Genomic DNA, 23,902 nt, shown 5'->3' on the forward strand with positions numbered 1-23,902 from the left:
GAGGCCGGATCTGGCGGGACCTTTGCGGCAATCGCCTAGCATCGCGCCGGAGGCGCTGCAATACCTGACGGAATTTATCGCCAATCAAGCGGGACCCCTGCCGATCGCCTCGGCAGGCCACCCCACCTAACGCATCAGGCGCGTGTGACCAGCACCGAGCCGACCGAATACCCTGCACCGAACGAACAGATCACGCCCCGATCCCCCGGTTCGAGGTCGTCGGAATATTTCGAAAAGGCGATGATCGAACCAGCCGAGGACGTGTTGGCATAGTCCTGCAGGATGTTGGGCTGTTCTCCCGCCTCGGGCTCGCGCCCCAGCACCTTCTTCCCGATGAAATCGTTCATCGCCTTGTTGGCCTGGTGCAGCCAAAGCCGCCGGATATCGCCGGCGCTCCAGCCCTCGTCCGCAAGGTGCCCCGCGATGTGCTGCGACACCATCGGCAGCACTTCCTTGAAGACCTTTCGACCGTTCTGCATGAACTGCATGTCCCGGCGGTCCTCCATCTGGTCGCGTGTGCGCCGAAGGAAGCCGTTGTTGTTGCGGATGTTGTTCGAGAACTCGGTCGCGCAGCGGGTCGATATCACGTCGAAACGCGCGCCCATGGCCTCTTCGGCACGCTCCAGCACCACGGCCGTGGCCACATCGCCGAAGATGAAGTGGCAGTCCCGGTCGCGCCATTCGAGGTGCCCCGAGGTGATCTCGGGGCTCACCACCAGCGCCCGGCGCACGCTGCCGCTCCGGATCATGTCCGCCGCCGACTGGATGCCGAAGGTGGCCGAGGAACAGGCCACGTTCATGTCGAAGGCAAAGCCCCCCGCGCCCAGCAGCTTCTGGATCTCGATGGCGACCGCCGGATAGGGGCGCTCGTGGTTCGACGCCGCGCAGATCACAAGGTCGATCTCGCTCCCATCGCGCCCCGCCATCTGCAATGCCTTGCCGGCCGCGTCCAATGCGATCTCGGCCATCACGCCGGGTTCGTCGTCGGAGCGTTCGCGCAGCCGGGGGAACATGCGATCCGGATCCAGCACACCCTCCTTTTCGAGGACATGGCGGCTTTCGATCCCGCTGGCCGAGAGGATGAAGCCTGCACTCGACTCCGTCTTGGCCTCCAGCTCGCCCCGCGCGATCTCGTCGGCGTGGGCCTCGTTCCACTTCGCCGCATAGGCGTTGAACGAGGCGACAAGCTCGTCGTTCGAAATGGTCTGCTCGGGCGTGAAGACGCCATGGCCGGTGATGGATGGCTGAAACATGCGCTCTCCCTTGGTCGCCCGGGACCTGACCCATTTAGGACACACGGGTCAAGAACCAAGGGAACAGTACCCCTGCGTCAGCCGTTTCACACGTGCAGGAAAAGGAGAGATCCCATGGACCGCCTGGCCCTCTATCTCAGCATGATCAGCGGCGGCTCGATTGCTGGCGCGCTCGTCATCGTCTTCTTCAGTCTCGGCTGGTACACGTGGTGGGCAATCGCCATGGCCGCCGTCATCGGCATCGCGACAGCATGGCCCTCGGCCTACATCGTGTCCCGCCGGATCAAGAAGAACGATCCCGAATGGCACCCGGACCACAAGCCGGGGGATTTCGGAACGATCCCGCCGCGCAACGCGCCCGAGGTCTGAACCTCAGACGCTGTTCGGCGCCACCTCGCCGGCCAGAACGGCACGAAGGTTGTCGACCGCCATAAGTCCCATGGCCTCGCGCACCTCGAGCGCCGCAGTCCCGAGGTGCGGCAACAACACCACGTTCTCGAGGGCCCTCAACGCCTCGGGCACCTCGGGCTCGAACTCGTAGACGTCGAGACCCGCGCCCGCGATACGACGGGCCTCAAGCGCCGCGATCAGCGCCGCCTCGTCCACCACGTCGCCTCGCGCGATGTTCACGAATATCCCGTGATCCGGCATCGCTTCGAAAACCGGGGTGCCGACCATGTGATGCGTCTCGGCCCCGCCCGGCACCGCGGTCACGACGATGTCCGAGGCCGACGCCAGCGCCCCGAGGCTTTCATGTCGCGTCGCGGGATAATCGAGGGTCTTGTCCGACCGTGCGACATAGCCGATCTCCATGCCGAAGCCGAAATGGCAGCGCCGCGCGATGGCCTGACCGATCCGCCCCATACCGATCACGCCCAGCCGCTTGCCCGTCACATGCAGCCCCAGCATCTGCACCGGGTGCCAGCCGCCCCACGCGCCCGCACGCACCAGCCGCTCCCCCTCGCCCGCGCGCCGCGCGGTCATCAGGATCAGCGTCAACGCAAGATCGGCGGTCCCGTCCGTCACCGTGCCGGGCGTGTTCGTCACAACCACCCCGGCCTTCCGGGCCGCCTCCACGTCGATGTGGTTGAAACCCACACCAAAGTTCGCAAGCAACTTGCAACGCGCCGCGCCCGCGGCTTCGAAAACCTCCGCGGACCAGCCGTCGCCTAGCGTCGTCAGGATACCGTCGAAATCGCCCAGCGCGGCGACCATCCCGTCCCGCGCCATCGGCTTTGTCTCGTCGCGGTATGTCACCTCGCCCAGTTCGCGCGCGGCGGCAACGACACGCTCCGGCATGCTGCGGGTGATAAGGATACGGCTCATGACAACCTCCCGCCGTCGGGCACACCCTTGTCCGGCGTCACCAGCACCACGCCGCCCTCGGCATCATGCACACCCAGCACCAGAACCTCGGACATGAAGGGTCCGATCTGGCGGGGCGGGAAGTTGACGACCGCCATGACCTGCGTCCCGACAAGCTCTTCCGGCGCATAATGCGCCGTGATCTGGGCCGAGCTTTTCTTCTCGCCGATCTCGTCCCCGAAATCGATCCAGAGCTTGATCGCCGGCTTGCGCGCCTCGGGAAAGGACTCGGCCCGCAGGACCGTGCCCGCCCGGATGTCGACGGCCATGAAATCGTCGAAGCCGATTTCAGCCACGGCCAAGCTCGCGCGACCGTTCAGCGGCGGCATGAACCGTCTCGCCGACCAGCTGCCGCAGGCCGCCCTCGTCCCGCATCAGCACCTCAAGCCCCGCCTGCGTGGTGCCATTGGGGGAGGTCACGTTCTTGCGCAGCTGGCCCGGGTCCTCGCCGCTTTCCTGCGCCAATGCACCCGCGCCCGCCACGGTGGCCCGCGCCAGGGCAAGCGCCAGATCCGGGGCAAGCCCCTCGGCCTCGCCTGCGGCGGCCATCGCCTCGATCATGTGAAAGACATAGGCCGGCCCCGACCCGCTGACGCCCGTCACCGCGTCCATCTGCGTCTCATCCTCGAGCCTCACGACCTCTCCCACGGCGGACAGCAGGTCCTCGGCGGTCTGGAGATGCGTTTCCGTCACCTGCGCGTTGCCCGCGATGGCGGTGATGCCCTTGCCCACGGCAGCGGGCGTGTTGGGCATCGCGCGGATGATCGGCGTGGCCGCGCCCAGCATCACCTCGTAGCGCTGGAGCGATACCCCGGCGGCTACCGACACGAACAGCGTCGGACCGCCCGCGGCAGGCTGAAGCTGCGGCAGCGCATCACTCATCATTTGGGGCTTCACGGCGACCAGAACCAGGGCGGGATCGGCTGGCGTTTCGCCGTTGAGGTTCACGCCCGTGCCCTGAAGCCATTCCGACGGGGAGGGGTCGATGACATGGACCGAGGAGGGCGGAAGACCTCGCGCCAGCCATCCCTCAAGCATCGCGGATCCCATCTTGCCGCAACCCAGCAAGACCAGCCCCCGACGTGCAATATCGGTTTCCTGCATCAACGCCCCCTGCTCGCCAAAACTATCAGGCGGGGACCGGTGGACCCCGCCATCCGCCCTTGTTGCCGCGCCGCGGCGGGCGATGCAAGAGCGGGCACGGGAGAGGTCAGGGTCAGGCGTGCCCGTAGGCCTCTGCAATGGCGACCTGCAGGGCATCCGACGGCGAGCGGTCGGTGTAGACCATAAGCTGGAATGCCGGATAGTAGCGCTCGGAAGCCAGAATCGCCGTCGAAATCATGGTATTGATCTGCTCGGCGCACGCCATCTGGCCGCCAGCAAGCACCAGCCCGTACTTGAACACCATGAGCTTCGGCTCGTCCCAGTAGCTGAAGGCCCCGGCCCAGCACTGGTCGTTCACGGAATTCAACCCTTCCCAGAGCGCCGGAAGACGCTCCTCGGGCGGCTCCATTTCGAAGGTGCAGATCAGCCGCAGGGTTTCATCCATGGGCGACCAGGCAAGCGTCACGGAATAGGTGCGCCACTGGCCTTCCACGGCCATCGCGATCTGATCATCGCCGATACGGTCGAAATCCCAGTCCTGGGTCTCGGCCAGATGCTCCACCATGTCGATGGGATGAAGGTCGTCGGTCAGAAACTGCTCGGACAGGGCCATGGCGCCACCTCTTTGTTGTGATAGCGTCCGAAGCGCGCAGCGCCCCAAACACTAGGTGCCTGCTCTGAGGGTGGTGACGGATCATCCGCCCCTCACGAGATATGGTGCCCACCCCCTCGCATAAGTGTAAAGCGAAATATTCGCGACACACGCAATAAGTTGTGGACAGCCTTGCAAGACCATCCACAAGTGGGCGACTCACCCATTTATTGCGTCAACTTATGGGGACGCCATCGAAGCAGGCGTCCATCACTGCAGGCACCGCGGCAGCATCGACCACATCGAAATGCTGCTCCGACAGAACCTCGTCACCCGCCTCGAAGCGGAAGATCCAGCGCCCTGTGACCAGTTCATGCGCGGCCTCGAAGGAGTAGAGGCTGACCAGCGCACCGCCCGGCAGAAGCTCGGCCGCCCAGCTTTCTCGGGTGACGCCCGAGGCCCCCAGCGGCGGGTGCTCGACGACGACACGGCCCGCCAGTGGTACCGCACCTTCCTGCATACCAAGGCGGACACCGAAGGTCAGACCCAGCTCCGCCGGGACTAGCCGCGTGACGACGTCGACCTCTTCGGCCTCCCCGATGATGTTGAGGCTTCCGCTCTCGGTATCGGGGGCAGGTTGCTGCCCCTCGATGTCCACGTCGCAGATCACGCCGTACTCGAGCAGACCTGCGGGGGCCACGACGGAGGAAGGGCCGTCCTGGGCAAAACCCGGGACGGCCCAAAGCGCGGCGATCAGCGCCAGCCGTCTCATCCGATGGCGACGGCCTTCACGTCGTCATCGATGTAGGGGACGTACTGCTCGAAGTTGTCTGCGAACATCTGCACCAGCTTCTCGGCCTGGGCGTCGTAGGCGGCCTTGTCGTCCCAGGTCTTGCGCGGATCGAGCAGCAGCTCGGGCACCCCCTCGACCGAGACCGGCACCTCGAACCCGAAGTTGGGATCCTTGCGGAACTCGACATCGGCCAGCGATCCGTCCAGCGCCGCGTGCAGCAGCGCCCGGGTCGCCTTGATCGGCATCCGCGACCCGGCGCCATAGGCACCGCCGGTCCAGCCGGTGTTCACCAGCCAGCAGGTCGCGCCGTGCTTGGCGATCTTGTCGCGCAGGAGGTTGCCGTAGACCTCGGGACGGCGCGGCATGAACGGCGCCCCGAAACAGGTCGAGAAGGTGGGTTCGGGCTCGGTCACACCGCGCTCCGTGCCGGCCACCTTGGCGGTGAAGCCCGACAGGAAGTGATACATCGCCTGCGCCGGGGTCAGCCGCGCGATCGGGGGAAGAACACCAAACGCATCGCAGGTCAGCATGATGATGTTCTTGGGGTGCCCGCCCAGCGCCGTCTTCGACGCGTTCGATATGTAGTTCAGCGGGTAGGCGCAGCGCATGTTCGCCGTGAGGCTGTCATCCTCGAAGTCGAGATCGAAGGTTTCGGGATCGAAGACCATGTTCTCAACCACGGTGCCGAACATCTCGGTCGTAGCGTAGATCTCGGGCTCAGCCTCGGGCGACAGCTTGATGGTCTTGGCGTAGCAGCCACCCTCGAAGTTGAATGTGCCCCGGTCCGACCAGCCGTGTTCGTCGTCGCCAATCAGAACGCGGTCGGGATCGGCCGAAAGCGTCGTCTTGCCCGTGCCCGACAACCCGAAGAAGATCGCGGTGTCGACCGGGTTGCCCGGCGCGTGGTTGGCCGAGCAGTGCATCGCCATGATGTTCTTGCCGGGCAGGATGTAGTTCAGCAGCGTGAAGACGGATTTCTTGTTCTCGCCGGCGTACTCGGTGTTGGCGATCAGGATGAGCTTCTTCTCGAAGTTCAGTGCGATCACCGTCTCGCTCTTGCAGCCGTGCTTTGCGGGATCCGCCTTGAAGGTCGGACAGTTGATGATGGTGAAATCCGCCTCGAAGCTGTCGAGGTCCTCGCGATCGGGACGCCGCAGCATGTGGCGGATGAAAAGGCTGTGCCAGGCCAGTTCCGAGATCACGCGCACGTCGATCGCGTTGGCGGGGTCGGCGCCGCCGACAAGGTCCTGCACGTAATAGTCGCCACCCTTCATGTGCTCGAGCATATCGGCATGAAGCGCATCGAACCCGGAGGGCTCCATCGGCTGGTTGTTTTCCCACCAGATCGTGTCTTCGACGGCCGGGGAGCGGACCACGAACTTGTCCGACGGCGAACGTCCGGTGAACTTGCCGGTGGTGACGAGAAAGGCTCCGCCCTTGCCAAGCGTTCCCTCGCCACGCTTGAGGGCCGCCTCGATCAGCGCCGGCTCCATGAGGTTGTAATAGACATTGCCAAGCCCCTCGATTCCCTGATCTTCGAGCCGGAATTCCGGGTTCACCCGTCCAAATGTCATCTGCTTTGCTCCTGTCGCCGCGGCCCTGCCGCGCGTGTCCTTCCCGGGCATCCTCCATGCCCTTCGCACGGTCGAAATCTCCGCACCCAATGGATCTACCACGGTGCTTTCCGACATGAACAGGACGTTGGTATGGAGTTAGCGCAACCAAATCACCTTTAGCGATACCATCGCGGCAACCCGCCGACACCGGGTGTGCAAATTAGTCAAACCTCCACGATTTTGTAATGTCATGCCCCTTGCCCGTGGTGCTGATTCGCTGTTTGGGATTGTTGCAAGGCCGGAAGTCCCGCATACTGTTGAAAAAGCTTGGCAACAGAGCAGCTACTAAGGAACAAACCATGTCCAAGATCGCCCTTGTGGACGATGATCGAAACATCCTGACCTCCGTTTCGATGACCCTCGAGGCCGAGGGTTTCGAAGTCGAAACCTATCATGACGGTCAGGCAGCACTCGATGCGTTCAACAAGCAGATGCCCGACATGGCCGTCTTCGACATCAAGATGCCCCGAATGGACGGCATGGATCTGCTTCAGCGCGTCCGCCAGAAATCCAAGATGCCGGTGATCTTCCTCACCTCCAAGGATGACGAGATCGACGAGGTCCTGGGCCTGCGCATGGGCGCCGACGACTACGTGAAGAAGCCGTTCAGCCAGCGTCTTCTTGTTGAGCGCATCCGCGCGCTGCTCCGCCGCCAGGAGGCCGTCGCCGGCGACGCGACCGGCGAAAGCGAGGAAGCCAAGCTCATGGTGCGCGGTTCGCTCTCCATGGATCCGCTGCGCCACTCCGTGACCTGGAAGGGCATGGATGTCTCGCTGACTGTAACGGAATTCCTGCTGCTGCAGGCGCTCGCCCAGCGGCCCGGCTTCGTGAAGTCGCGCGACCAGCTCATGGACGTCGCCTACGACGATCAGGTCTATGTCGACGACCGCACGATCGACAGTCACATCAAGCGCCTGCGCAAGAAGATGCGCACTGTCGATCCGGAATTCTCGGCGATCGAAACGCTCTACGGTATCGGATACCGCTACAACGAAGAGTAGGCGATGGCATTGGCCGAACGGCTCTCCGGCAAGAAGGATGCCGAACGGCGCGATGGCGATGTCGTGCTGGGGGATGACTGGGTTGCCCCCGACTCCACGGTCGAGCAGGAAATGCGCGATACCCGTGCGCGCCGCGGGCTGCTCTCTCTCAACCGCTCGCCGCTGACCCGCAAGATCATCACATTCAACCTGATCGCGCTGAACATCCTCGTTCTCGGGATCCTGTGGCTCAACTCCTCGCGCGATACCCTGGCCATCCAGCATGCCAATTCGCTCCAGGCGCAGGTAGAGCTCATCGCCGATGTGTTCGAAGCGCGCCCGCCGGGCGAGATGGCCACGCCGAACAGTTCGACGGCCGACAACGACGCTGCGCGCATCCTTGAGGGCCTTGATCTCTCCGCAACCAACGAGGTCCTTGTTTTCGACGACGCCCTCCTGCTGGTGGCAGAGCAATCGGGGCAGGTCTCACCGGCGCTCGAGACACGAGAGGAAGAACGGTCTCCGACCTTCATCGCCAAGGCTCTCGACGCCGTCTGGGGCTGGGCCCGTGGCTTGTTCGACTACTTCGACGCCACGCCCGACTTGCCGCTCGAAGATCGTCTTCGCCAGTTGATCACGCAGACCGAGCCCGCCGCCACCTATGTCGAGGCCGGGATGGGCGACGGCGGCGCAACCGAATTTACCGCGATCTCGCCGATTGTCCGGGACGGTTCCATCGTCGGCCACGTCGCCGTCGTTTCCACAGCGCAGGAGATCGACGCCGCGGTCACCGCCGAACGCGAACGCGTCTTGCAGATGTTCGTGATCGGGACGCTGGTTTCCATCGGCCTTAGCCTCGTTCTCGCTTCCACCATTGCCAACCCGATCTCCGACCTTGCCGACGCGGCCGAGATCGGCCGGCAGCGCAACCGCTCCAAGATGTCCACGGGGCGCATTCGCATCCCCGACCTCACCGCCCGGCCCGACGAGATCGGCCGGCTCTCCGGCGCACTTCGCGGGATGGTCAGCGCGCTTTACGACCGCATCGACAGCAACGAACAGTTTGCCGCCGACGTAGCCCATGAGATCAAGAACCCGCTCGCGAGCCTGCGGTCTGCCGTCGGCAGCCTGCGCATGGTCCGCAAAGAGGAACACCGCGAAAAGCTGCTCGACGTGATCGAACACGACGTGCGCCGGCTCGATCGTCTGGTCAGCGACATTTCAAACGCCTCGCGGCTCGACTCCGAGCTGGTCAAGGAAGAGGAGCAGGAATTCAACCTGCTCGACATGCTCTCCAACATCGGGGAGTTCCTCGGCGAGGACGCCAAGGGCAAGGGAATCGAGTTCATCACCGACCTGCCGAAGGATCAGATCCGCATCTCGGGGCTCGAGGCGCGGCTGGCGCAGGTCTTCGTGAACCTGATCACCAATGCCATCTCCTTCTGCGAGGACGGCGACGCGATCCGGGTCTGGGTCCGCCGCCGGGACAACCGTGTGCTGGTAGTTGTCGAGGACACCGGCCCCGGCATTCCCGAAGAGGCGCTCGGCAAGATCTTCAAGAGGTTCTACACCTCGCGCCCGCAAAGCGATTTCGGCAACAACTCCGGCCTCGGCCTCGCCATCTCCAAGCAGATCGTCGAGGCGCACGGAGGCGTGATCTGGGCCGAGAACATCCGGCCGACCGAAGCAGATGCCACCTCCGAGCCGCTGGGCGCGCGCTTCGTGGTGGGTCTGCCGGTCTGAGCCGGTGGGCGACAGGCCTCTCATCCTTCACGCCAGTGCCGTGGCGCTCTCCGGGCGCGGCCTTCTCATCCAGGGCGCTTCGGGAAGCGGAAAATCTTCGCTGGCACTGCAGCTTATCGCCCTCGGGGCGCAGCTCGTCTCGGACGACCGCACAGCGATCCGCGACGAGGACGGCACGCCGATCCTGCATGCCCCCGACGCCATCTCGGGCCTGATCGAGGCGCGCTGCATCGGCATACTGCGCACTCCCGCAGCCGGGCCGACGCCCCTCGCCGCGGTGGTCGACCTCGACACGCCCGAAACCAAACGCCTGCCACCCGAACGCCACACCGAAGTGATCGGACACAAATTCCCTCTATTTCACAATCCCGAGGCCCCCTATTTCGCGGCTGCGCTTCAGCAATATCTTCTGCATGGAAGAGAGGCATGAGATGGCCGACCCGGACGAAACATTACAGCGCATCGTGCTTGTCACCGGCCCCTCGGGCGCCGGGCGCTCCACTGCGATCAACGCGCTCGAGGACGCCGGTTTCGAGACGATCGACAACATCCCCCTCAGCCTCGTCCCCCGGCTGATCGAGGGCGCAGAGGCCGAGGCGCGCCCGCTCGCGCTCGGCATCGACGTGCGCAACCGCGATTTCTCGGCCGCGGCGCTCGCCGAACTGCACGCCAACCTTGCCGCCTACCCGCCCCTGCGCTGCGACCTGCTCTACATCGACTGCGCGCCCGAGATCCTCGCCCGCCGCTATTCCGAAACCCGCCGCCGCCACCCGTTGGCGCCGGGTGACAGCCCGGCCGAGGGGATCGCCCGCGAACGCGCCCTCCTTGATGACGTGCGCGCCCGTGCCGATATCCTCATCGACACCACCGAGATGACCGTGCACGATCTCGGCGCCGAGATCCGCAGCTGGTTCGCCGGCGACACGGGACAGCGCATGGCGATCTCGCTGCATTCCTTCTCCTACAAGCGCGGCCTGCCCACAGGTGTGGACATGGCGCTCGACGTGCGCTTCCTGAACAACCCCCACTGGGAGCCGGAACTCCGGCCCTTCACCGGTCTCGATCCCGCTGTTGCCGACTACGTCGCCGCCGACCCCAGCAGCGCGCCCTTCCTCGACCGCGTCGTGGACCTGCTCACCTTCGTGCTTCCCGCGCATGTCCGTGAGGGCAAGGCCCACTTCTCGGTGGGCTTCGGATGTACCGGCGGGCAACACCGTTCCGTCGCGATCACCGAAAGCGTCGCCCGCGCCCTTGCACAGTCCGGCTGGCACGTGTCTATTCGTCATCGCGAACTGGAACGGCGCGGCCTGACCGCCACCACCAGCCGCGAGGCGGACAAGCTCGGAAAGGTGTCCTAAGTGATCGGCATCGTCATCGTGGCGCATGGCGGACTCGCCCGGGAATATCTTTCGGCGGTCGAACACGTGGTCGGTGCGCAGACCGGCATGCGTGCCGTCGCCATCGAGGCCGACTGCAACCGCACCTCCAAGCAGGACGAGATCTGCGCCGCCGCAAATGCGGTCGATACCGGCGACGGGGTCGTGATCGTGACCGACATGTTCGGCGGCTCGCCCTCGAACCTGAGCCTCGCCGCCTGCACTCCCGCCAACCGCCGGATCCTCTACGGCGCCAACCTCCCGATGCTCATCAAGCTGGTGAAGAGCCGCGGCAAACCGGTCCCCGAGGCCGTCCGCGGCGCGCTCGAAGCCGGCCGCAAGTATATTGACAGCCAGGACATCACCGCGGAAAGCTGCTGATCCGCGCCCTGCCCACCCAGGAAGGACTCCTTGCCCATGACAGGCTCCGCGAGCCGCGTTCTCAAGATCGTCAACGAGAAGGGCCTGCACGCGCGCGCCTCGGCAAAACTGGTCGAAGTGGTGGAGCGTTTCGATGCCACGGCCGAGGTATGGCGTGACGGCATCTCCGCGAGCGGCGACAGCATCATGGGCCTTTTGATGTTGGCAGCGTCCAAAGGAACCTCTATTGAGGTTCAGACGCGGGGTCCGCAAGCGGAGGCCCTGGCAGACGCGGTCGAAGCCCTGGTGGGGGACCGCTTCGGAGAGGAATGCTGAGGCCCGCGGAAGAGCTCCGCGGCGCATGAAACGGGACAGAGACGGGCGCATGGTGGAGAGCTATCAAGCCACAGTCGCGCGACGCCAGGGGGTGACCCGTCCCAATCCGGCCCCCTATGACAAGCGCAAGCTCAGCTACGCCAATACCTTCACGAACCCGTGGAAGGCCAACACCATTCGCACGCTCGAATGGCTGACCGGCAAGCTGCCCCTGCTGCGCATGGTGCGCCGCTTCGAGCGCATGGGCCCCGCCGAGGGGCACGCCTTCTGGAAACAGGCACTCTCGATCATGGGGATCGAGCTGGCCACCCCCGAGGAACAGGTCGCCCGGATCCCGGAAAAGGGGCCGGTCATCATCGTCGCGAACCACCCGCACGGGCTTGTCGACGGCATGGTCCTGGCCGAACTCATCGGCCGTGTGCGCACCGACTACAAGATCCTGACCCGCTCGCTTCTGACCGGCGTGAAGGAGGTCGAGGAATTCATGATCCCGGTGCCCTTCCCCCACGAGGAGGACGCCCGCGAGCAGAGCCTCGAGATGCGCGCCCGCGCCATGGGGCACCTCAAGGACGGCGGCGTGATCGTACTCTTCCCTTCGGGCGTCGTCGCCTCCTCCGAAAGCTGGTGGGGCCCCGCGGTCGAGGCCGGCTGGAACCCATTCACCGCAAAGATGATCCAGCGTTCGGGCGCCACGGTAGTGCCAGTCTATTTCCCCGGCCAGAACTCGCGCGCCTATCAGATCGCCAACCGCGTCTCGCCCACCGTCCGGCAGGGCCTGCTGATCCACGAGGTCGTTCACGCCTGCAACCGCCCGCAGGCCCCGGTGGTCGGAGAGCCCATCGCCCCCGACGCGATCCGCGCCTTCCCCGGCGGTCAGCGCGAATTCGTGGCCTGGCTGCGTGAAATGACCCTGGGGCTCGGCAGGGCGGGGTAACCGGCCCCGCCGCCCCCAACACGGTTTCGCCCCGCTGCGCGGGCCGACCCGCCGGGGGCTCTGCCCCCAGACCCCGAGGTATTTGTGGCGAAAAGAAGCGGCGCGTCAGCGCGTGGGGACGGGCGTGTCGCCACGATAGTCGTAGAACCCCCGACCGGCCTTGCGGCCCAGCCAGCCGGCTTCGACGTATTTCGTCAGAAGCGGACAGGGCCGGTACTTAGTATCCGCGAGCCCGTCGTGCAGCACGTTCATGATGGCCAGGCAGGTGTCGAGCCCGATGAAATCGGCAAGCTCCAGCGGGCCCATGGGATGGTTGGCGCCGAGCTTCATGGCCTCGTCGATGCTGCTGACGTTGCCCACACCCTCGTAGAGCGTATAGACCGCCTCGTTGATCATCGGAACCAGGATGCGGTTCACGATGAAGGCCGGGAAATCCTCGGCACTGGCGGCGGTCTTGCCAAGTTTCTCGACCACGGCAAGGCAGGCCTCGTAGGTTTCCTGATCGGTCGCGATCCCGCGGATCAGCTCGACAAGGCTCATCACCGGCACCGGGTTCATGAAATGGAAGCCCATGAACCTTTCGGGGCGGTCCGTGCGCGATGCCAGCCGTGTGATCGAGATCGACGAGGTATTCGAGGTCAGGATCGTCTCGGGTTTCAGCTTGGGCACCAGCGCGTCGAAGATCTTCTGCTTGACCTCCTCGCGCTCGGTCGCGGCCTCGATCACGAGATCGCACTGCCCGACGGGGTCGAGTTCGAGCGTGGTGGAAATGCGGGCCACAGCCGCGTCGCGCATCTCCTGTTCGAGTTTGCCCTTCGAGACCTGGCGGTCGAGGTTCTTCTCGATACGGCCAAGGGCGCCGTCGAGCGCCTCCTGGCTGACATCGTTCAGGACCACGTCATAGCCCGCCAGCGCCATCACATGGGCGATGCCGTTGCCCATCTGTCCCGCGCCGATGATCCCTACAGATCCGATGTCCATGCCCATGTCCCTTATGCCAGTCGCGGCGCCACCATAGGCGCGCGTGCCGCACCGCCGCAAGCAGGATGGCCGGCGCCCGCCAACCAGCAGCGCTCTTAGCAAAACCGCAAGGGATATGGCCGATTCTGGTCGCGGGTGAGAAAATATCTTGGGGGTGACATGCAACATGTCCCAACGGGGAAGGACTGCCTCGATTACAGTCCATGCGGCTACGAAGGTAGCCGCCTTCAGTTCCGCGGCCCCTGCCGCGATCTGCAACGAGACCACGTCATCTGCATCGGAAGCACCGAAACCTACGGCCGATTCATATCCGCCCCTTGGCCCGACCTGCTCGACCGCGAACTCGGCCTGGACTGCGTCAACCTCGGCGTGGTCAACGCCGGCATCGACAGCTTCCTGCACGACCCCGGCTTGTCCCAGATACTCGCGGGCGCCAAGGCCGTCGTGATCCAGGCCATGGGCGCGCACAACCTCTCGAATCGCTACTACAGCGTTCATCCGCGCCGCAACGATCGCTTCCTCAGCGCTTCGCCGACGCTCGCCCTCCTCTATCCCGAAGTCGATTTCACCGAGTTCCACTTCACGCGCCACATGCTCAGCCGGCTACATGCCATCTGCGAAAAGCGCAGCGCCGCCGTGTTCCGCGAACTCAAGAGCGCCTGGATCGCCCGCATGACCGCGCTCTGCGCGCTGATCCCCGGACCGGTCCTGCTGCTCTGGATCTCGGATCGCCTGCCGCCCGAACGCGCCGAGGAGATCGGGGACTGCGAACCGCTGCTCGTCACGCGCGAAATGCTCGAAGCCCTGCGCCCGCACCTCGCTGGCCAGGTCGAGATCGCGGCGCCCCGGGGCGTCTTCTCCGGCACTGATCAGCCGCTACCCGGCTTCTCCGCCCCGGCGGCTGCGGTCCTGCCCGGGCCCGCGGCCCATGAACGCGCCGCGGCAGAGCTGCTGCCACTGCTGCGCGACCTGCTGCCGGCCGACTTAAGGCACGATTAAGAGCGGCGCGGTAAGACATCGTCAGGCGGTGCCCGCGCGGCGCCATCCCACTATGGGGACCCGAAATGACCTACGTGCCTGTCCTGCCCGCTTCGGGCTTTGCCGGCTGGAGCTACCTGAACCGCACGCTGGACACCCAGCAGGCGAGTTTCGCACGCGGCGGCCTTGTCGCGCGCGAGACGGCCGGTTTTGCCGACAAGATCAAGGGCATCGAAAGCGTCGACGATCTCATGAAGGACCGCCAGGTGCTCAAGGTGGCGCTCGGGGCCTTCGGTCTGGGCGAAGACCTCGACAACCGCGCCTTCATCCGGCGCGTGCTCGAATCCGACCTGACGGACCCGACCTCGCTGGCCAACCGGCTGAGCGACAAGCGATATCTCGACCTTGCCCGGACCTTCAACTTCGCCGGCGAGGCGGGGCCGAGCCTGGCGCATGTGGCCACCGCCGAGGCTGCACAGAGCCAGCTGGCCGATGTGGCCACGCCCGATGACCTGCTGTCGAACGGCAGCCTTCTGCGCGCGACGCTGCGCCAGTTCAATCTCGAGGATATGGAGGGCAACACCTACTTCCTGCAGCAGGTGCTCGAATCCGATCTCTCGGACGAGACGAGCTTCGTGAACCGGCTGGGCGATCCGCGGCTGGTGGAACTCGCGCAGGCCTTCGACTTTCAACAAAAGGCCGAACTGTCGAAAAGCGCCGTGGGCTTTGCCGCGCTCTTCGAGGACCGGATCGATTCGCTGACCTCCGCCGACGACTTGCTCGAAGACAGGGCCCTGCTTCAAAGCGCGCTGGGGCTCTTCGGACTCGAGGACCGCATCGACGACACCAGCTTCCTGCGCGACGTGCTGGAATCGGACCTCTACGACGACGCCAGCTTCGCCAACACGCTCGACGACAAGCGCTGGGCCGCCTTCTCGGACGCCTTCGCCTTTGGTGATCCCTACGAGGAACCCGGCACCGCCGCCAAGTTCATCGAGGTCCTGTCGGAGCGCGAGGCCGGGTTCGAAACCGCCTCGGACGTCATGGCAAACGTGCCCGTGCGCCTTGCTACGCTGGATCTCTTCGGACTCACGAACGAGACGCCCGACAACAACCCGCTCCGGCTGGTGCTCGAACAGGACCCCGCGGACCCCAATTCCCTCGTGAACCTGCTCGACGACAAGCGCTACCTCGCGATGTCGCGCGCCTTCGGTCTCGGCGAACCGGACGCGCCGCCCAGCTACCCGCCCGGCTTCGCCGAGGCCATAACCCAAAGCTACATTGACCATCAGTTCGAGATCGCCGTCGGCGAAAGCGACAACAACATGCGCCTCGCGCTCGCCCTCGAACGCGAACTCGACACGCTTGTGGGCCGGGGCGGCTCCGACAACGCCATGTGGTTCCGCGTGATGGGCTCCGAGCCGTTGCGCGCCGTCTTCCAGACCGCCATGGGGCTGCCTGACAGCCTGGCCCAGATTGACGTGGACCAGCAGCTTTCCATCTTCCAGGCGCGGGCCGAACGCCAGTTCGGCGTCGACTCGCTCAAGGATTTCCTCGAACCCGACAAGATGAACGAATTGCGACGCCGCTTTCTCGCCATGTCCAGTCTCTCCAACGACGCGGGTTTTGCCAGCAGCACCAGCATCGCGGCCACGTTGCTTGCCTCGGCGCAACAGCAGCGCCGCTGATCCCCGAAATGACAACGGCCCGCTAATTGGCGGGCCGTCATGACTTTCGTGACCTAAAGCCTCAGAGCTTGTCGGTAAGTTCCGGGACGGCCTCGAAGAGGTCGGCGACCAGTCCGTAGTCGGCCACCTGGAAGATCGGCGCCTCCTCGTCCTTGTTGATTGCCACGATCACCTTGCTGTCCTTCATGCCGGCAAGGTGCTGGATCGCACCCGAGATGCCCACGGCGATGTAGAGATCCGGCGCCACGACCTTGCCGGTCTGGCCCACCTGCCAGTCGTTCGGCGCAAAGCCCGAATCGACGGCGGCGCGCGACGCGCCCACGGCGGCGCCAAGCTTGTCGGCCAGCTTCTCGATCATCTCGAAGTTCTCTTCCGAGCCGATGCCGCGGCCGCCCGAGACCACGATCCCCGCCGAGGTCAGCTCGGGACGGTCGCTCTCGGCGACCTTGTCCTCGACCCATTCGGACAGACCCGGGTTCTCGCCGGCGGCGATGTCCTCGACCGGGGCGGCGGCGCCTGTGCCCGCCGCGTCGAAGGTCGAGGTCCGCACCGTCAGAACCTTCACGCTGTCCGAAGACTTCACCGTCTGAACGGCGTTGCCCGCGTAGATCGGGCGCTCGAACGTATCGGCGTCGACCACACCGCTCACGTCGGTCAGGATCATCACGTCCAGCAGCGCTGCCACGCGCGGCAGGATGTTCTTCGCATCCGTCGTCGCCGGCGCCACGATATGGCTGTAGTCGCCCGCAAGCGAGACGATCAGCGCCGCCACCGGCTCGGCCAGACGATGGCCGTAAAGCGCGTCCTCGGCTACCAGCACCTTGGAGACACCCTCAATCGTGGCCGCCTCAGCGGCGGCTTCCTTGGCGGAAGCACCGCAGGCGAGCAGTGTCACGTCGCCCAGCGCGGATACCGCGCTTACGGCCTTGGCGGTGGCGTCCATCGACAGGGCGCCGTCGTTGATCTCGGCAATCAGCAGAACGGCCATCACACGATCCCCTTCTCTTTGAGCTTGGACACCAACTCGTCGACCGAACCGACCATTTCGCCTGCCTCGCGCACCGGCGGTTCGCCGGTCTTCACGATCTCCAGGCGCGGCGCGACGTCGACGCCGTAGTCGGCGGCGGTCTTTTCATCGAGCGGCTTCTTCTTGGCCTTCATGATGTTGGGCAGCGAGGCATAGCGCGGCTCGTTCAGGCGCAGGTCGGTGGTGACGATGGTCGGCATCTTCACCTTCACGGTCTGCAGGCCGCCGTCGACCTCGCGGGTCACCACGGCGCTGTCGCCCTCGACCTCGAGCGCGTTGGCATAGGTCGCCTGGCTCCAGCCCATGAGCGCCGAGAGCATCTGCCCGGTCGCGTTCATGTCGTTGTCGATGGCCTGCTTGCCCATCAGGACCAGCCCGGGGGCTTCTTCCTCGACCACCTTGGCAAGGATCTTGGCCACGGCCAGAGGCTCGATGTCCTGGTGAACGTCATCCGCAGCCACCACGAGGATCGCCCGGTCGGCGCCCATGGCCAGCGCCGTGCGCAGTGTCTCCTGCGCCTGCTTCACGCCGATCGATACCGCCACGACCTCGTCGGCCTTACCGGCTTCCTTCAGCCGGATCGCCTCTTCCACGGCAATCTCGTCGAAGGGGTTCATCGACATCTTCACGTTCGCAAGATCGACACCGCTCCCGTCCGCTTTCACGCGAACCTTCACGTTGTAATCGATCACGCGCTTGACAGGCACCAGTACCTTCATTGCGTGTCTCTCCTCGGCTTGCGGCGCAACTTCGCGCGCCCGCGGGTTCCTCAGACCGCGTGATAGCGTGCTGCACCAGGTGGAAACAGAGCAAAAACGTCACGTTAACGCCATCCGACGCCGCGTTGGCGCGCAAAGGGACGACGCGCGGTCACCGATGCGGTATCACGAGGCGCCAGAAGACCCCAGAAGGGATGCGCCCTCCATGAGCGAACCGCTTGCCCCTGAAATCCTCTCCGCGCCCGAGCGCGTGATCGTCGGCACGACCCGCCGATACACCATGATGCGCCGCTCCGAGATACCGCGACAATGGCAGGAATTCTTCGACGCCGGCCACCGGATCCCCGGCGCGATCGAGGGGCCGACGTTCGGCGTCTCGTTTGAAATGGATCCCGCCGGTGGCTTTCGCTACTGCGTGGGCAAGGAAGTTCCGGCTCCACCCACCCCCCTCCCCGAGGGGCTCGACGCCGTGACGCTCTCGGCGGGCACCTATGCCGTGCTGCGCAGGCTCGGCCCCATCGCGCGGATGACCCGCGACTTCGACCGGATGTTCTCCGAATGGCTCCCCGCCTCGGGTCGCCAGATCCGGGAGGGCGCGGTCTTCGAGCGCTACCCGCCGGACGACCGCAACGGCCCCGACGTCATGGCCTACGAGATATGGGTGCCCGTGACAGACGAGGCCGAGTAGCACACGCCCAAACGAAAAAGGCCCCGCCTTTGGCGGAGCCTCATCCTGTCTAATCTGCCCGGCGCCTCAGCGGCGACGGTCTCGGCGCGAACTCATGGGCTGGAAGGCCACGCCCACATGCGCCTCGCAGTAGGGCTTGCCCTGCTGCACGGGCAGGCCACAGAACCAGAAGTCCGGCGTCGCAGGATCGCCGACGGGCCACTTGCAGGTCCGCTCGGTCAGCTCCATCAGCGTCAGCTTCTTGGCCTTCTTTTCCACTTCACTCACTTTCGCCAGCGCTTCGGGGCTGATCTCGTTGGCCGAGGGTTGCGGCGGCAGGGGCTGGCCAGCGGGCACTATGGTCTTGCCGGTCCGGCTGACCGGCGCGGCTGCAGGCCGTTCCTCGGCGGCGGGGATCGCCGGCTCGGGTTCGGGCTCGGCCGCAGCGGCGGGGGCAACAGGCTCGGCGATTTCCGGCTCGGGACGCGGTTCCTTGACAGGTTTCGCTTCCTTCACCGGCGCAGCGGCCGCAGCAGCGGGCGCGGCGGCCGGGGCAGGCGCAGCGCCGGCACGGTTCGACAGGCCCAGTCGATGCACCTTGCCGATCACCGCGTTGCGCGTCACGCCGCCCAGCTCCTTCGCGATCTGGCTCGCGGACTGGCCTTCGGACCACATCTTCTTCAGCAGCTCGACACGTTCATCGGTCCAGGACATGGGGGATTACCTCTATCGAAAAGGCGGCCCGCGATCAGGCCGCCTGTCGGAAAACTCGAGTGCCCCTATACTAATCATCACGCCCCGAGTTACAAGGCGCCCGAACCGCGCCAGGAGGACCTATGACCGACACGCAAAGCTTCGACCACGGCATCCGCCGCTTCGGCCGCATCAACTGGATGGGGCTGTGGACGCTCAGCCTGCGCGAGGTCAAACGCTTCATGAACGTCTGGACGCAGACGCTGCTGGCGCCCCTGGTGACCGCGGGCCTCTTCCTCGTGATCTTCACCATCGCCATCGGCCCCCGGCGCGGCGACGTGATGGGCGTGCCCTTCACCACCTTCATCGCGCCCGGCATCCTGATGATGAACGTGATCCAGAACGCCTTCGCCAACACCTCGAGCTCGATCATGGTCGCCAAGGTGCAGGGCAATATCGTCGACACGCTCATGCCCCCGCTCTCCCCGGGCGAGCTCGTGGCAGGCTACCTCGCAGGCGGCATCGCCCGCGGCGTCGTGGTGGCAGCGGCCATCGCTCTCGGTGTCTGGGCCGCCCTGGGCATCGTTCCCGCCCACCCGCTGGCCCTGATCGTCTACGTGGTCCTCGGCGGCGCGTTCCTGTCGGGCCTCGGCATCCTTGCCGGCATCTACGCCCAGAAGTTCGACCAGATGGCCGCCATCACCAACTTCGTGGTCATGCCGCTCGCCTTCCTCTCGGGCACCTTCTACTCGGTCGAGGCCATGCCGCCGGTGCTCTACCAGATCACCCACGTGAACCCGGTCTTCTACCTGATCGACGGCGCCCGTTGGAGCCTCATCGGCGTCTCCGACAGCGCGCCGCTCCTCGGCTTCGCCATCTCGCTGCTCGCCACTGCAGCGGTGGTCGTCGGGGCCTGGTGGCTTTTCCGTCGCGGCGCCCGCCTCAAGGCCTGACGCCGACGGGCATCACAGCACACGAAAAGACCGCCGCGCATCCCGCGCGGCGGTCTTTTAACTTCTGCACAAGGGCCGCCTCAGCGAGACTTCTGCGGCACTAGCTGCTGCGCGATCCCCGCGAAGATCAGGTAGATCGAGCTCACCACCAGCCCCCAGTGCGCCCAGCTCTGCGGATCGAAATCGACCCAGGCGGCCCAGCCGGCGCAGAAGGTCCAGACAAAGGCGACCGGCAGCGACACTGCCCGCCAGCGCGCCGTCCGCACCGGGTGGATGAACTTCAGCGGCAGGAACATGGCGACCGCCAGCACGACGACCAGCGCCATGATGATCCAGAAATCGGGCCGCACCGCGAACAGCACGATCACCAGCATGTTCCAGCACCCCGGGAACCCCTGGAAGGAATTGTCCGTGGTCTTCATCCGGCTGTCGGCGAAGTAGAGCGCGCTGGCGAAGGTGATCACGATGATCGCCATCCATCCCGTCCAGCCCGGCAGCAGCCCCGATCCGAAGAGCGCGAAGGCCGGAATGAAGACATAGGTCAGGTAGTCGATGATGAGGTCGAGCAGCACCCCGTCGAAACGGGGCGAATTGAGTTTCACGTCGTACTTCCGGGCCAGCGGACCGTCGACACCATCGACGGCGAAGGCCACGACCAGCCATAGGAACATGACCGACCATTGCTCCTGCGCCGCTGCAAGCAGCGCGAGCATGGCAAAGACCGCGCCGGTCGCGGTCAGCAGATGCACCGAAAGAGCCCGGTGCTCGATCTGCGTGAGAGGATTGGTAAGCGGCTTCGTCATCGTTCTGTCATGACGGAATCGCGCGCCCGAGGCAAACATTCCGTACCGCCCGGACGGCATCATGCCGCCGTGTCACGTCATGTCCGGAGGCGTGCGCATGAGCTCGGCCAGCGCCCCGAGCTCCGACCCGATTCCTCCGCCCACCGCGCCTGCGGCCCCAAGACGCGCGGCCTCGTCCTTGTTCTGGTTCAGCTTCCAGGTGCTTTCGACCTCGGCGATCTCGAACCGGAACGGCAGAATCATCCTCAGCATCCGCGCCTTCGCCTCCGGGTCCATCTTGTCCATGGTCCAGGGTGGTTTCGGCAGCCGCTCCTCGAACTGCGCCGACTGCCGGGCGAGCATGCCCTCCATCTCCACATGCGGCAGCGCGCGAAGCACACCTGTCAGATGTACCGCCACGTAGTTCCATGTGGGCACCTGCCCCGGGTCTCCGTACCAGTCGGGCGAAATATAGCCGTCGGGCCCGCTCACCGCGATCCGCGCCGCGACACCTTCTTCCACGGCCCGGCAGATCGGGTTCGACCGCACCAGGTGCAGCTCCGCGCTCGCACCATCCGTCGAGAGAAGGAAGGGCACATGCGACAGAAGCGGCGCGCCGCCGCCCGACACCGCCAGGATGCCGAAACCGCGCTCCCGCGCAAACTCAAGTGACCGCGCGGCGCCGGTCTTCCGGAAAACGGGATTCGGGTGCATGTCCTCTCCTTGCCTGTGGCGCCGCCAGCTTCCCGGCCCGCAGGACCCGGCGCAAGGCGCCCGGCTTCTTCTTGGCAGAAATACTCCGGGGTGAATGGCGCGCGGCACGCGCGCCAGAGGGGCAGCGCCCCTCGCGCTCCTACAGGGGCACGGCGGTCAGCTGGCTGCCTTCGTACCCGGTCACCCGCGCCGCGACGATGGCGCCTTCGGCCTGTGGCGCGGCAAAGCGCACCTCGGTGAACTGCTCGGTCCGGCCCATGTCAGGCGCCTCCATCAGCACCGAATGCGACCGGCCGGACTGACCGGCCAGATGCTTCTCGACCGCGGCGGCCCCGGCCGCCCGCAGGCGCCCGGCGCGCTCCTTTATGACCGCCCCGTTGACGCGGTTCGGGATGCGCGCGGCAGGCGTGCCGGGACGGGCCGAATAGGGAAAGACATGCAGCCAGGTCAGGTCGCAGTCCTCCACCAGCTTCAGCGAATTCTCGAAATGCGCCTCGCTCTCGGTGGGGAACCCGGCGATGATATCCGCGCCGAAGGTCATCTCGGGCCGCAGCTTCCGGGCCTCCTCGCAAAAGGCGATGGCATCGTCGCGCAGGTGCCGCCGCTTCATCCGCTTCAGGATCAGATCGTCGCCGTGCTGGAGCGACAGGTGCAGGTGCGGCATCAGCCGCTTTTCCGTCGCGATGGCCAGCATCAGGTTCGCGTCCGCCTCGATCGAATCGATCGAGCTGATGCGCAGCCGCGGCAGGTCCGGCACCAGCTTCAGGATCCGCATGACCAGATCGCCCAGCCGCGGCTCGCCCGGCAGGTCGGCGCCCCAACTTGTCAGGTCCACGCCGGTCAGCACCACCTCGTTGTAGCCGCGCCCGACCAGCCGCTTGATCTGGTCCACGACGACGCCCGCCGGGACCGAGCGCGAATTGCCGCGGCCATAGGGGATGATGCAGAAGGTACAGCGGTGGTCGCAGCCATTCTGCACCTGCACGTAGGCGCGAGACCGCGTGCCGAACCCGTCGATCAGGTGGCCCGCCGTCTCGGTCACCGACATGATATCGTTGACCTGCACGGCCTCCGTCTCGCCGATGAAATCGGCCGACAGCCCCTTCCAGGTCTCGGGCGACATCTTCTCGGTATTGCCGATGACCGCGTCGACCTCTGCCATCGAGGAAAAGCCCTCGGGGTCGATCTGCGCGGCACAGCCGGTCACGATCACCCGCGCGTCGGGGTTCTCGCGCCGCAGGCGCCGGATCTCTTGCCGCGCTTTGCGGACGGCCTCCTGCGTCACCGCGCAGGTATTGACCACGACGGCATTGTCGACGCCCGCCTCTTCGGCAAGCGCCTTCATGGCCTCGGTCTCGTAGGCGTTGAGCCGGCAGCCCAGCGTCGTGAATTTCGGCGCGTCCGTCATGCGCCCTCCAGCCAGTCAGATGTCAGCACGCCGTCAAAGACATACGCCGTCGGTCCGGTCATCCAGACACCGTCCTCGCGCCAGTCGACCTGCAGCTCGCCGCCATCAAGGCAGACCGTCACCGCGCGCCCGGTCAGCCCCCGCCGCGCCGCGGCCACCGCAACCGCACAGGAGGACGACCCCGAGGCCAATGTGATCCCCGCGCCGCGCTCCCAGACGCGCATGCGAAGCCGGTCGGGACCGGCAAGGCTCACCACCTGCACATTGGTGCGTTCGGGGAACAGCGGATGATGCTCGTAGCGGGGGCCGAAGCTTTCCAGCGGCACCGCCTCGGCGTCCTCGACGAAGAAGCTGCAATGCGGATTGCCCATGCCGGTCGCGGTCGGCACCCCCTCGATGGGCAGCTCCAGCGTGTCCATCTCCTCGGCCAGCGGGATCTCGTCCCACTTGAGCTGAGGCGGTCCCATGTTGACCGAGGTCAGCCCGCCGCCTGCCTCCCGCACGGCAAGCCTGCCGTGGTCGGTGGTCAGCTCCAGCGCCGTCCGGCCGGTCTCGTCCAACAGCATCCGGCCGATGCAGCGCGTGGCGTTGCCGCAGGCCGCCGACAGCGAGCCGTCAGCGTTGTAGAAGGTCAGGTGCGCATCGCTGTCCCCGCGCTCCGAGATCACCGCAAGCTGGTCGAATCCCACCCCGCGGTTGCGGTCGGCCAGCCGAGAGGCCAGCGCCGGGGTCATCTCCACCGCACGCGCACGCGCGTCGAGAACGACGAAATCGTTCCCCAGCCCATGCATCTTCATGAAGGGCAGGCGGTCTGTCCCACGCGTGTTCATGCGCCGCATA

General features: G+C 65.7%; 27 protein-coding genes. 12 read left to right on the forward strand and 15 right to left on the reverse strand.

The features are described from left to right. Nucleotides 1–134: 134 nt before the first annotated feature. On the reverse strand, nucleotides 135–1,253 hold the full coding sequence (locus C8N44_RS15170) for a beta-ketoacyl-ACP synthase III (RefSeq protein ID WP_107977623.1): 1,119 nt from the start codon (nucleotides 1,251–1,253) through the stop codon (nucleotides 135–137). A gap of 114 nt (nucleotides 1,254–1,367) precedes the next feature. On the opposite strand from C8N44_RS15170, the gene C8N44_RS15175 reads away from it, so the two are divergent. Beyond that, nucleotides 1,368–1,622, forward strand: coding sequence for a hypothetical protein (locus C8N44_RS15175; RefSeq protein ID WP_107977624.1), 255 nt, complete (start codon nucleotides 1,368–1,370; stop codon nucleotides 1,620–1,622). Nucleotides 1,623–1,625: 3 nt separating this feature from the next. On the opposite strand, the gene C8N44_RS15180 is transcribed toward C8N44_RS15175, so the two are convergent. The 6 genes from C8N44_RS15180 to C8N44_RS15205 form a co-directional block, all read right to left on the reverse strand. Continuing rightward, complete coding sequence (locus C8N44_RS15180; protein WP_107977625.1) at nucleotides 1,626–2,579, reverse strand: 2-hydroxyacid dehydrogenase; 954 nt, start codon at nucleotides 2,577–2,579, stop codon at nucleotides 1,626–1,628. Continuing rightward, the gene (locus C8N44_RS15185) at nucleotides 2,576–2,914 is read right to left on the reverse strand and encodes a tRNA-binding protein (RefSeq protein WP_107977703.1); all 339 of its coding nucleotides are present in this window, start codon (nucleotides 2,912–2,914) and stop codon (nucleotides 2,576–2,578) included. Before C8N44_RS15185 ends, C8N44_RS15180 begins: the two co-directional genes overlap by 4 nt. Continuing rightward, nucleotides 2,907–3,722, reverse strand: coding sequence for a pyrroline-5-carboxylate reductase (gene proC / locus C8N44_RS15190; protein ID WP_107977626.1), 816 nt, complete (start codon nucleotides 3,720–3,722; stop codon nucleotides 2,907–2,909). Before proC ends, C8N44_RS15185 begins: the two co-directional genes overlap by 8 nt. A 112-nt stretch (nucleotides 3,723–3,834) precedes the next feature. After that, nucleotides 3,835–4,335 carry a type III secretion system chaperone family protein gene (locus C8N44_RS15195; RefSeq protein WP_107977627.1) on the reverse strand — a complete coding sequence of 167 codons (501 nt, stop codon included), beginning with the start codon at nucleotides 4,333–4,335 and terminating at the stop codon, nucleotides 3,835–3,837. A gap of 214 nt (nucleotides 4,336–4,549) precedes the next feature. Beyond that, nucleotides 4,550–5,086 (reverse strand): DUF3859 domain-containing protein, encoded by a 537-nt coding sequence (locus C8N44_RS15200; protein ID WP_107977628.1) that lies wholly within the window; start codon nucleotides 5,084–5,086, stop codon nucleotides 4,550–4,552. Beyond that, nucleotides 5,083–6,681: a phosphoenolpyruvate carboxykinase gene (locus C8N44_RS15205; protein WP_107977629.1), complete on the reverse strand. Its 1,599-nt coding sequence runs from the start codon at nucleotides 6,679–6,681 to the stop codon at nucleotides 5,083–5,085. Before C8N44_RS15205 ends, C8N44_RS15200 begins: the two co-directional genes overlap by 4 nt. A gap of 341 nt (nucleotides 6,682–7,022) precedes the next feature. Between C8N44_RS15205 and C8N44_RS15210 the strand changes: the two genes are divergently transcribed. Genes C8N44_RS15210 through C8N44_RS15240 form a run of 7 tightly spaced genes read left to right on the forward strand, consistent with a single transcriptional unit; the run spans nucleotide 7,023 to nucleotide 12,452 of the window. Further along, nucleotides 7,023–7,724, forward strand: coding sequence for a response regulator transcription factor (locus tag C8N44_RS15210; RefSeq protein WP_107977630.1), 702 nt, complete (start codon nucleotides 7,023–7,025; stop codon nucleotides 7,722–7,724). A 3-nt stretch (nucleotides 7,725–7,727) separates the two neighbouring features. Next, on the forward strand, nucleotides 7,728–9,446 hold the full coding sequence (locus tag C8N44_RS15215) for a sensor histidine kinase (protein ID WP_107977631.1): 1,719 nt from the start codon (nucleotides 7,728–7,730) through the stop codon (nucleotides 9,444–9,446). Nucleotides 9,447–9,450: 4 nt separating this feature from the next. Then, nucleotides 9,451–9,876 (forward strand): HPr kinase/phosphorylase, encoded by a 426-nt coding sequence (locus tag C8N44_RS15220; protein WP_244641024.1) that lies wholly within the window; start codon nucleotides 9,451–9,453, stop codon nucleotides 9,874–9,876. 1 nt (nucleotide 9,877) lies between these two features. Continuing rightward, entirely contained in the window at nucleotides 9,878–10,804 is a 927-nt protein-coding gene (gene rapZ, locus C8N44_RS15225) for an RNase adapter RapZ (RefSeq protein WP_107977633.1), read from the forward strand. Beyond that, a complete protein-coding gene (locus C8N44_RS15230) occupies nucleotides 10,805–11,203 on the forward strand; it encodes a PTS sugar transporter subunit IIA (protein ID WP_107977634.1) in 399 nt (132 codons plus the stop codon). 36 nt (nucleotides 11,204–11,239) lie between these two features. Then, nucleotides 11,240–11,518 carry an HPr family phosphocarrier protein gene (locus C8N44_RS15235; protein WP_107977635.1) on the forward strand — a complete coding sequence of 93 codons (279 nt, stop codon included), beginning with the start codon at nucleotides 11,240–11,242 and terminating at the stop codon, nucleotides 11,516–11,518. 49 nt (nucleotides 11,519–11,567) lie between these two features. Continuing rightward, entirely contained in the window at nucleotides 11,568–12,452 is an 885-nt protein-coding gene (locus C8N44_RS15240; protein ID WP_107977636.1) for a lysophospholipid acyltransferase family protein, read from the forward strand. A 105-nt stretch (nucleotides 12,453–12,557) separates the two neighbouring features. Here C8N44_RS15240 and C8N44_RS15245 read toward each other — a convergent pair whose 3' ends face one another. Further along, complete coding sequence (locus C8N44_RS15245) at nucleotides 12,558–13,433, reverse strand: 3-hydroxybutyryl-CoA dehydrogenase (RefSeq protein WP_107977637.1); 876 nt, start codon at nucleotides 13,431–13,433, stop codon at nucleotides 12,558–12,560. Nucleotides 13,434–13,592: 159 nt separating this feature from the next. On the opposite strand from C8N44_RS15245, the gene C8N44_RS15250 reads away from it, so the two are divergent. Together C8N44_RS15250 and C8N44_RS15255 are read left to right on the forward strand one after the other, a co-directional pair. After that, entirely contained in the window at nucleotides 13,593–14,432 is an 840-nt protein-coding gene (locus C8N44_RS15250; RefSeq protein ID WP_107977638.1) for a DUF6473 family protein, read from the forward strand. Nucleotides 14,433–14,497: 65 nt separating this feature from the next. Continuing rightward, nucleotides 14,498–16,099 (forward strand): DUF1217 domain-containing protein, encoded by a 1,602-nt coding sequence (locus C8N44_RS15255; RefSeq protein ID WP_107977639.1) that lies wholly within the window; start codon nucleotides 14,498–14,500, stop codon nucleotides 16,097–16,099. Nucleotides 16,100–16,160: 61 nt separating this feature from the next. Here C8N44_RS15255 and C8N44_RS15260 read toward each other — a convergent pair whose 3' ends face one another. Together C8N44_RS15260 and C8N44_RS15265 are read right to left on the reverse strand one after the other, a co-directional pair. Further along, the gene (locus tag C8N44_RS15260) at nucleotides 16,161–17,087 is read right to left on the reverse strand and encodes an electron transfer flavoprotein subunit alpha/FixB family protein (protein WP_107977640.1); all 927 of its coding nucleotides are present in this window, start codon (nucleotides 17,085–17,087) and stop codon (nucleotides 16,161–16,163) included. Beyond that, nucleotides 17,087–17,845: an electron transfer flavoprotein subunit beta/FixA family protein gene (locus C8N44_RS15265; protein WP_107977641.1), complete on the reverse strand. Its 759-nt coding sequence runs from the start codon at nucleotides 17,843–17,845 to the stop codon at nucleotides 17,087–17,089. The genes C8N44_RS15260 and C8N44_RS15265 overlap by 1 nt, the downstream gene beginning before the upstream one ends. Nucleotides 17,846–18,050: 205 nt before the next feature. On the opposite strand from C8N44_RS15265, the gene C8N44_RS15270 reads away from it, so the two are divergent. Then, nucleotides 18,051–18,533, forward strand: coding sequence for a GyrI-like domain-containing protein (locus tag C8N44_RS15270; RefSeq protein ID WP_158274066.1), 483 nt, complete (start codon nucleotides 18,051–18,053; stop codon nucleotides 18,531–18,533). 66 nt (nucleotides 18,534–18,599) lie between these two features. Here C8N44_RS15270 and C8N44_RS15275 read toward each other — a convergent pair whose 3' ends face one another. After that, nucleotides 18,600–19,226, reverse strand: coding sequence for a GcrA family cell cycle regulator (locus C8N44_RS15275; RefSeq protein WP_107977643.1), 627 nt, complete (start codon nucleotides 19,224–19,226; stop codon nucleotides 18,600–18,602). 122 nt (nucleotides 19,227–19,348) lie between these two features. Between C8N44_RS15275 and C8N44_RS15280 the strand changes: the two genes are divergently transcribed. Continuing rightward, a complete protein-coding gene (locus C8N44_RS15280; RefSeq protein WP_107977644.1) occupies nucleotides 19,349–20,158 on the forward strand; it encodes an ABC transporter permease in 810 nt (269 codons plus the stop codon). Nucleotides 20,159–20,238: 80 nt separating this feature from the next. On the opposite strand, the gene C8N44_RS15285 is transcribed toward C8N44_RS15280, so the two are convergent. From C8N44_RS15285 to dapF, 4 genes are all read right to left on the reverse strand, one after another. Beyond that, nucleotides 20,239–20,961, reverse strand: a complete 723-nt coding sequence (locus tag C8N44_RS15285; RefSeq protein ID WP_244641025.1) for a CDP-alcohol phosphatidyltransferase family protein — start codon at nucleotides 20,959–20,961, stop codon at nucleotides 20,239–20,241. A 72-nt stretch (nucleotides 20,962–21,033) separates the two neighbouring features. Further along, entirely contained in the window at nucleotides 21,034–21,654 is a 621-nt protein-coding gene (locus C8N44_RS15290) for an FMN-binding negative transcriptional regulator (protein WP_107977646.1), read from the reverse strand. Nucleotides 21,655–21,793: 139 nt separating this feature from the next. Continuing rightward, nucleotides 21,794–23,062: a tRNA (N(6)-L-threonylcarbamoyladenosine(37)-C(2))-methylthiotransferase MtaB gene (gene mtaB, locus C8N44_RS15295; protein WP_107977647.1), complete on the reverse strand. Its 1,269-nt coding sequence runs from the start codon at nucleotides 23,060–23,062 to the stop codon at nucleotides 21,794–21,796. Further along, the gene (gene dapF / locus C8N44_RS15300; RefSeq protein WP_107977648.1) at nucleotides 23,059–23,901 is read right to left on the reverse strand and encodes a diaminopimelate epimerase; all 843 of its coding nucleotides are present in this window, start codon (nucleotides 23,899–23,901) and stop codon (nucleotides 23,059–23,061) included. The genes mtaB and dapF overlap by 4 nt, the downstream gene beginning before the upstream one ends. Between the last annotated feature and the right edge of the window lies 1 nt (nucleotide 23,902).

Source organism: Allosediminivita pacifica (assembly GCF_003054175.1).
GTDB classification, from domain to species: domain Bacteria; phylum Pseudomonadota; class Alphaproteobacteria; order Rhodobacterales; family Rhodobacteraceae; genus Allosediminivita; species Allosediminivita pacifica.

What these genes read in the sequence shown, in the direction of transcription:
- C8N44_RS15280 (WP_107977644.1), top strand. Translation starts at nt 19,349, where the DNA reads ATGACCGACACGCAAAGCTTCGACCACGGCATCCGCCGCTTCGGCCGC.
- C8N44_RS15175 (WP_107977624.1), top strand. Translation starts at nt 1,368, where the DNA reads ATGGACCGCCTGGCCCTCTATCTCAGCATGATCAGCGGCGGCTCGATT.
- C8N44_RS15265 (WP_107977641.1), bottom strand. Translation starts at nt 17,845, where the DNA reads ATGAAGGTACTGGTGCCTGTCAAGCGCGTGATCGATTACAACGTGAAG.
- C8N44_RS15245 (WP_107977637.1), bottom strand. Translation starts at nt 13,433, where the DNA reads ATGGACATCGGATCTGTAGGGATCATCGGCGCGGGACAGATGGGCAAC.
- C8N44_RS15205 (WP_107977629.1), bottom strand. Translation starts at nt 6,681, where the DNA reads ATGACATTTGGACGGGTGAACCCGGAATTCCGGCTCGAAGATCAGGGA.
- C8N44_RS15290 (WP_107977646.1), bottom strand. Translation starts at nt 21,654, where the DNA reads ATGCACCCGAATCCCGTTTTCCGGAAGACCGGCGCCGCGCGGTCACTT.
- C8N44_RS15210 (WP_107977630.1), top strand. Translation starts at nt 7,023, where the DNA reads ATGTCCAAGATCGCCCTTGTGGACGATGATCGAAACATCCTGACCTCC.
- C8N44_RS15275 (WP_107977643.1), bottom strand. Translation starts at nt 19,226, where the DNA reads ATGTCCTGGACCGATGAACGTGTCGAGCTGCTGAAGAAGATGTGGTCC.
- C8N44_RS15260 (WP_107977640.1), bottom strand. Translation starts at nt 17,087, where the DNA reads ATGGCCGTTCTGCTGATTGCCGAGATCAACGACGGCGCCCTGTCGATG.
- C8N44_RS15235 (WP_107977635.1), top strand. Translation starts at nt 11,240, where the DNA reads ATGACAGGCTCCGCGAGCCGCGTTCTCAAGATCGTCAACGAGAAGGGC.
- proC (WP_107977626.1), bottom strand. Translation starts at nt 3,722, where the DNA reads ATGCAGGAAACCGATATTGCACGTCGGGGGCTGGTCTTGCTGGGTTGC.
- mtaB (WP_107977647.1), bottom strand. Translation starts at nt 23,062, where the DNA reads ATGACGGACGCGCCGAAATTCACGACGCTGGGCTGCCGGCTCAACGCC.
- C8N44_RS15170 (WP_107977623.1), bottom strand. Translation starts at nt 1,253, where the DNA reads ATGTTTCAGCCATCCATCACCGGCCATGGCGTCTTCACGCCCGAGCAG.
- C8N44_RS15195 (WP_107977627.1), bottom strand. Translation starts at nt 4,335, where the DNA reads ATGGCCCTGTCCGAGCAGTTTCTGACCGACGACCTTCATCCCATCGAC.
- C8N44_RS15200 (WP_107977628.1), bottom strand. Translation starts at nt 5,086, where the DNA reads ATGAGACGGCTGGCGCTGATCGCCGCGCTTTGGGCCGTCCCGGGTTTT.
- rapZ (WP_107977633.1), top strand. Translation starts at nt 9,878, where the DNA reads ATGGCCGACCCGGACGAAACATTACAGCGCATCGTGCTTGTCACCGGC.
- C8N44_RS15215 (WP_107977631.1), top strand. Translation starts at nt 7,728, where the DNA reads ATGGCATTGGCCGAACGGCTCTCCGGCAAGAAGGATGCCGAACGGCGC.
- C8N44_RS15255 (WP_107977639.1), top strand. Translation starts at nt 14,498, where the DNA reads ATGACCTACGTGCCTGTCCTGCCCGCTTCGGGCTTTGCCGGCTGGAGC.
- C8N44_RS15285 (WP_244641025.1), bottom strand. Translation starts at nt 20,961, where the DNA reads ATGACGAAGCCGCTTACCAATCCTCTCACGCAGATCGAGCACCGGGCT.
- C8N44_RS15180 (WP_107977625.1), bottom strand. Translation starts at nt 2,579, where the DNA reads ATGAGCCGTATCCTTATCACCCGCAGCATGCCGGAGCGTGTCGTTGCC.
- C8N44_RS15240 (WP_107977636.1), top strand. Translation starts at nt 11,568, where the DNA reads ATGGTGGAGAGCTATCAAGCCACAGTCGCGCGACGCCAGGGGGTGACC.
- C8N44_RS15250 (WP_107977638.1), top strand. Translation starts at nt 13,593, where the DNA reads ATGCAACATGTCCCAACGGGGAAGGACTGCCTCGATTACAGTCCATGC.
- dapF (WP_107977648.1), bottom strand. Translation starts at nt 23,901, where the DNA reads ATGCGGCGCATGAACACGCGTGGGACAGACCGCCTGCCCTTCATGAAG.
- C8N44_RS15270 (WP_158274066.1), top strand. Translation starts at nt 18,051, where the DNA reads ATGAGCGAACCGCTTGCCCCTGAAATCCTCTCCGCGCCCGAGCGCGTG.